This window comes from Mesorhizobium sp. M7A.F.Ca.US.011.01.1.1, assembly GCF_003998295.1.
GTDB lineage: Bacteria > Pseudomonadota > Alphaproteobacteria > Rhizobiales > Rhizobiaceae > Mesorhizobium.
On sequence record NZ_RZRT01000068.1, the window covers coordinates 21,573 to 27,720 of the forward strand.

Annotated in this window: 7 protein-coding genes and 1 pseudogene; 4 read left to right on the forward strand and 4 right to left on the reverse strand. The window is 58.8% G+C overall.

All coding sequences use genetic code 11. The annotated features are described in order from the left end of the window. Positions 1 to 12: 12 nt before the first annotated feature. Positions 13 to 303: a hypothetical protein gene (locus EOA13_RS32365; protein WP_127297388.1), complete on the reverse strand. Its 291-nt coding sequence runs from the start codon at positions 301 to 303 to the stop codon at positions 13 to 15. A gap of 649 nt (positions 304 to 952) precedes the next feature. Here EOA13_RS32365 and EOA13_RS39455 point away from each other — a divergent pair. Together EOA13_RS39455 and EOA13_RS32385 are read left to right on the forward strand one after the other, a co-directional pair. Then, on the forward strand, positions 953 to 1,081 hold the full coding sequence (locus EOA13_RS39455; RefSeq protein WP_281040882.1) for a hypothetical protein: 129 nt from the start codon (positions 953 to 955) through the stop codon (positions 1,079 to 1,081). Between the two features lie 603 nt (positions 1,082 to 1,684). Then, positions 1,685 to 2,002 (forward strand): hypothetical protein, encoded by a 318-nt coding sequence (locus EOA13_RS32385; protein ID WP_127297391.1) that lies wholly within the window; start codon positions 1,685 to 1,687, stop codon positions 2,000 to 2,002. A 371-nt stretch (positions 2,003 to 2,373) separates the two neighbouring features. On the opposite strand, the gene EOA13_RS32390 is transcribed toward EOA13_RS32385, so the two are convergent. Together EOA13_RS32390 and EOA13_RS32395 are read right to left on the reverse strand one after the other, a co-directional pair. Next, the gene (locus EOA13_RS32390; RefSeq protein WP_206535339.1) at positions 2,374 to 3,330 is read right to left on the reverse strand and encodes a hybrid-cluster NAD(P)-dependent oxidoreductase; all 957 of its coding nucleotides are present in this window, start codon (positions 3,328 to 3,330) and stop codon (positions 2,374 to 2,376) included. A gap of 211 nt (positions 3,331 to 3,541) precedes the next feature. Further along, positions 3,542 to 4,399, reverse strand: coding sequence for a LysR family transcriptional regulator (locus EOA13_RS32395; RefSeq protein WP_023809366.1), 858 nt, complete (start codon positions 4,397 to 4,399; stop codon positions 3,542 to 3,544). Positions 4,400 to 4,575: 176 nt separating this feature from the next. Between EOA13_RS32395 and EOA13_RS32400 the strand changes: the two are divergent. Then, a pseudogene (locus EOA13_RS32400) lies at positions 4,576 to 5,609 on the forward strand (amidohydrolase family protein). Positions 5,610 to 5,620: 11 nt separating this feature from the next. Beyond that, entirely contained in the window at positions 5,621 to 5,974 is a 354-nt protein-coding gene (locus EOA13_RS32405) for a Rieske (2Fe-2S) protein (protein WP_023809364.1), read from the forward strand. Here EOA13_RS32405 and EOA13_RS38420 read toward each other — a convergent pair. Continuing rightward, a partial coding sequence (locus tag EOA13_RS38420) for a hypothetical protein (protein WP_206535340.1) occupies positions 5,959 to 6,148 on the reverse strand: 190 nt, incomplete at its 5' end. The two genes, EOA13_RS32405 and EOA13_RS38420, sit on opposite strands and share 16 nt — an antisense overlap.

Consider the following 6,148-nt stretch of genomic DNA (forward strand, 5'->3'; position numbering starts at 1 on the left):
GAAGCGCCGGCTCTATGCGCTCCCGTCCGTCTCGCTCTCCTCCTCAATCATCCGGACTGGCAGATAGGCAGTCGTTTCCAGCCACTCACGCAACACAATCTGAATGAGATCCGACCGGCCGATCTTCATCTCGGCGGCGATGGAGTTCAGCGCATCTTCCGTCGCCGGCTTAAGCGCCACGCCTGCGACGTTTCGGAGCATCAGGGCGGCACGCCGAAGGATGATCTGCAGCTCCGGTCGCGACATGTCCGCGATGCGGTCGGCGGCGCTCTCAAGCACTTCGGCGATGGATATGCGGCTCATCCCGGCATGCTTATTTGCGATGGGGCAAGCAACTGAACACCAGGCCTGCCGTGGTTCAAGAATTCGACACCTCGGCCCTCCAAAGCCCGCTGGACAGCCTGAACGTTTTGGGAGCGGCCCGCAATAGGGCCGGCCCCAGCTGCTTCCATGCTGCGGATTGTGTCTCCTGAACTGAAAGGCCTCATCGAGGCAAAGCACGCTGCCTATGCCCGCTTCATTTCCGCGATCAATGTGGCCACCGACCTGGAAGAGCGTAGCTGCCCAAGACCGCTGAACTTTACGTCCCATCGTCTATTGGCGGCGGCCAGTCGCGCAGTCGTCGCTACAGCGAACTAGAGAGCATCGAGGCCGATCTGAGGGATGACGCCAAGCGCCGGTACGCCGAGCAGCAACAGAACCTGACGACGCTCGCCAAGGTGGCGCCGGATCTCGGCAAGCAGTCGACCGTTGCACTTCGCAAGGCCGAACAGGCCGATCTGCGGAGCTGAAAAGGCTTATTAAGGAGGAGCGCGCACGGCGAAGCGCTGTCGGCCTTGAACAGGCGATCAACGAGCGCAATGAGGCTTCTGATGCCGAACGCTACGCCCTGAACGCCGTGTGCGCCTATCGTTGCACCACCATGGAGGAACACCGCACTAAGGCCGAGTTCTTGAAAGAGTTCGCCACTGGCAAATACGGCGACCTCCAGCCCGAGGACGTTGATGCGCTGCTCTGGTCGTTCCTGCCGGAAGAAGCATTGGAACACGCGGTTAAGCCTTCGGAAAGCGGTGCAGCCTGAAGCTGTCGCATTTGTCCCGCTGCCTCACGGTGGCGGGCGTTTCTATTCTTTGTGTTGAACGATGTAGCTATTGCTGATGGCTTTGCTCCCAACGCCCCGCGTGACAACAACGGTGGTGTACCCGGCGGGCAATGAACCGGTGACAGTCTCGTCGACACGATGGCATCGTCCGACCATTTTCCCGTTTGGCGTACCTGCGAGCCTGTCTTTCAGAGATGCCCGACACGCGTCCAACGACGCATATGTGGTCGGCGAGGCTTCAATGGGCGTGCAGACGGTGGCCTCGCCTGGGCTGCAAGAGAGTAAAAGCATTACTGCTGCGGTTGCCGGGTCCATTCTCGAAGCTCCACTGAGACGAGCCTCAACGCGGATCGACGGCCTTTGTTGCACAGGCAGCCCCGGCGACGGCCCGCTGCCTCACGGTGGCCGGGCTTTGCCAACGCTGGTGACGCGGAATCTCCTTATATTAGCGATAAACGATATATTAACAGCCGTGATCCAGCCTTCCACAAAGCATGGGGGATGGGGGAAACACCTCCTCGTCGACGTTCCAACGCGCGCCCCTCGGAGCCGGCGGACCGTAGACCAATGCGGAGCACACGCATGAGTGTCGGAGCAGCTCTCGAACAATTGCTGCGGTTGATTTATCGACAAGCGATGAAATTGGCAGCGATGCCGGAGGATGAAAGAGATTCACACTACGATTTCATCCGCCTGTCATGTTGCGCAGCCGCCGAGCGGATTGGGCAAAGTCCCGACAAGGCCGCCGTCACGGCAAACGATGTGGTTGAGTTTGTTCGCGCACTGGTCGGAATCATTGAGGTAGGCTGCGGATCAGACCAAGGGCGAAGTGACGATCGACCGGCCGCATCACCGGCACGGCATTTTGGCAGCCGGGAGAGTGGCACTGCGCGCGTCTAGGGGGCGCAAGCCCGCTGCCTCATGGTGGTGGTCTCATTGCCCCACCAAACTGAAGTTGGTGACGGTGCAATCGGATATGTTCAGTGATCCGGTAGCGTAGCCTACAGTATAGCCACCAAAGCCATTCTTCGCACGGTACTCCATGAGAACGGTACGGTGCCCACTCTTGTCCGGCTTGGATGTCTTTGTCTCTGAGTGCTGAAAAGAGTCAGGATCGCGAAGCCGATCCGTGACCATACGGACCAGTTCACCGCTGGAACCGTCCCACCCGCTGAAGCATTCCAAGCCGTCGACAGGCATGAATCAGAACCATCCGACGCGCACTGCAGCCGTTGTTGAACGTTGAAGATTCCGTGCTGACGCTCGACGAATTAAATGTCGAGCAAAACCGTTCCTTGCGGGCGGCTGCAGCATGCCAGGACATAGCCGGCCGACTTCTCTTCAGGGGCCAGCCCGCCGAGATCCTCCATGGCGACTTCGCCGGACAGCTTGGCGATGCGGCATGTGCCGCAAACTCCCTGCTGGCAGGCGGTTGGGACGTAGACGCCACATTGGCGTGCCGCCTCCAGCAGCGTCTCTCCGTGCAAGCAGTTATGCACGATCCCGGAGCGGACGAAACGGACTGAAGATGGTATTGTCGGGGCCGGTTCCAACTGAGGGCTGCTGCCGCCGCCGAAGCTCTCCTGGTGGTACCGCGACGGAGCCACGCCAATCGCATCCAGGCAGGCACGTGCGGCTTTCATGTACGCTTCAGGGCCACAGGCAAAGATAGTGCGGTTGTGGAGATCGGGAACGAGGGTCAGCAGCATCTGACTGTCTATTCTGCCAGTCGGCCCCCTCCAGGTGGGATCTTCCTGGCTACAAACGCACGTTACTTTTACGTTGGGAAAGCGAGAGGCAAGTGCGTCCAATTCCCGTCGAAAGATTATGTCACCAGGCGTTCTGGCACTATGAACGAATGAGATATCCTGGTCGGCCGCGCGGTCGGTAAGCGCACGCAGCATGGACATCACCGGCGTTATCCCGCTGCCGCCCGAAAGGAAGAGCGGCTTTTCATAGGGCAGGTCATCGAGACTGAATGAGCCGAGCGGCCCTTCGATCTCGATCTCGTCGCCCGCCCCCAAATTGTCGTGGAGCCAATTCGAAACCAGGCCGCCCGGTGTTCGCTTCACCGTGATCTGCAGGTCGAGCGGTCGCGTCGGTGGTGACGAAACAGAGTAAGAGCGCGTCACCGCGGCACCCTCGATCTTGAGGTGCACGAGCACATACTGGCCCGCGCTGAAGCAGAACATCCGATCCGTCGGGGATGTGAAAACGAAGGTTTTCACATCGGGCGTTTCCTCGATGACACGACGGCAGAGTACAAGCTGCGATGTGGCTTGTGCCCATTGCCGATGGCGCCTCATCGGGAGGAGGTCGGGGGCCCCAAAGGAAACGTGTGCGTTCATCATTCATCTCGGTTTGAAGTCGAGCCAAGATGTCAGTTCCAGGCCCCCCGCAACAGAAGCATCCCTGCCGAGTTATGATCGAGTATTTCGATTACATATCCAGTGACATCACGGCAACGTGAAGGGCGCGGATTCCCTTGCGGATGATCGGTTCGTGTTTGCGGCGCGCCAGGATGGCCGTGTGTACCGGCTGATGCAGCGTCGGAGCGCCTTCGACGATGAACGATGGGCGTTCGAGGGCGAACCTGCGCGCATCGTCACTTCTCATATAGCAGGTGCCGCCCGTGCGCCGTAGCATCATCTCCGCCAAGGTTTCCGATCCCATGGAAAGGCGACAGATCGCCAACTCGCCGAGCAATTCGGCATGGGCCTTCTCCAGCAGGACCGTATAGCCCGGACGAATGTAGGTTTCGGGATCGACCTCGGAGAGGGTTCTGGCCACCGTGGAAACCATCACATATTCCTCAACCATCAAATGCTCATAGGAGATTTCGGGTAGGTATCGCGGAGCGTAAAGCACTGCGATGTCGAGATTTCCCATGCTTAGGTCGCTGACCATCTGGTTTGAATAATCCGACTCGACATGGATCGACGATTTGGGAAGAGCCTGACACAGCGTCTCCACCCAACCCGGCAAAACCGAACGGGTCATCCCGACCTGCGCGGCGACGCGCAAGGTCCCTTCGAAACGATTGAAAGCCCGGACATCGTGGCGAGCCTGCGACCAAGTGGATAGGAGAGATCTGGCGTAAGCTTCGAACCGGCGCCCTGCGGCAGTCGGCTCTGCTCCGGCGCGTCCGCGTTGGAACAGTTCAGATCCGATTGCGCTCTCCAGGTTCTTGATGCGGGTGCTGATCGTCGACTGGGTTAAGCCCAACCGATCTGCGGTGCGATTGAAATTTCGCGACTCGATAATGTCGAGAAAGGTTTCGATGTGATCAAGCTGCATGGAAATCCCGATCGAAAAACTCGATCATATTCCACGTATCATAAGCTTGATCAAACAATACTCAAGGCGGAAGCTGCACCAGATCAGCGGCCGACAGCGCCGCCGGGTAAGGTTACGGAGCGGAACAAGTGTTCATAGTCGACTGCGACTGTCATAATTACTGGTCAAGCGCCACCGTGTTGGAGCCCTATCTCTCCGGCTTGTGGAAAGACATGTTCATCGAGGGCGAGAAAACAGGTCCCGTTGGCGCCTTTCCGCATGGTCATCGGCCCTGGTTCCACCCGCAGGATTTTTCCCGCAAGGACATCCGTCCGAAAACGGAAGCCGACAACTATCTCATCATGAAAGAGAAGCACCTCGACAAATACAAAGTCGACGTGGCGATCCTGACCGGCGATGAGCCTATCGAGGCGTCGACCCTGGCTAACCCTTACTATGCCAGCGCTCTGGTCAGCGCCTACAACGATTATCAGATCGATCAGTGGTTGCCGAAAGACGATCGTTTCATGGGCTCGATCATCATCGCGCCACAGGATCCGAAGCTCGCTGCCGCCGAGATACGCCGTCTTGGCAGTCATCCGCGCATGGTCCAGGTTCTCGCCTCCCAGGGGTCCGTCAAGCCGTATGGCGACCCGTTTTACCACCCGATCTACGAAGCCTGCGCGGAAGTGGGGTTGCCATTCGCCATTCATCTGGGCGGGCATGGGGGCGTGAATTCAACTGCCATTGCTCCTGCCCCGACGACATTCTTCTGGGAAACGCATGCCATTCTGCACATGTCGGCGATGTCGCACGTGGCAAGCATGATCGCCCATGGCGTCTTCGAGAAATGGCCGGACCTCTACTTCGTGATCATCGAGTGCGGCGTCGCCTGGGTTCCGTCGGTCCTTTGGCGCTTGGACGCCGACTACAAAGCGCTGCGCAAGGAGACGCCATGGCTGAAGATGCTGCCGTCTGAATATTGCCGGCGCAACATCCGCTTTTCCACGCAGCCGCTGGAGCAGCCTGCAAACATCCAACATCTCTGGTCACGCTCGAAGCGATGGACGGCGAAAACACGCTGATGTTTGCATCGGACTATCCGCACTGGGATTACGACGATGCCAACACGCTGCAAATCCCTCCTGCCTGGAAGAGCAAGATCATGGGACTGAACGCGCTGGAAGTCTACAAACGCATCCCCCGCGCGCAAGCCGCGAATGCCGCCTGAGGAAGCATACGATGCCCGAGAAGACCTATATCTGCCGCGTCGACGAGATCGAAACAGGGTCTCCGTTCATCGCCAAGATCCGCAGCCTTTCGGTCGGGATTTTCCGCATCGGAGATTCATTCCACGCGCTGCTCAATGTCTGTCCGCACCGCGGCGCTCCGCTTTGCGAGGGGCCGCAATGCGGCACAACCGCGCCCGTTGAACAGGCGCAATTCATCTATCATCGCGAAAACGAGATCGTTCGATGCGCCTGGCACGGCTGGGAGTTCGACATCAAGTCAGGCGCGGCCTTGGTCGATCCCTCCGTTCGCGCGCGCACATTTCCAGTCACCGTCGAAGCCGGCGGCATCTACGTGACGGCCTGATTGGCGCAAGCCGATTGGGATTGGAAAAATTCGAAGGAAAGGTGGCGGGAGCCAATAAGCAGATTTGTTCGCCGGTGCTTGACGAGAAATAACGCGGAGAACTCCGCAATGGGAGAGTCAAATGTCAGAATCTGAATACAAGCTTGGTATCGCGCAAAGCCTGATCCGAGGCGG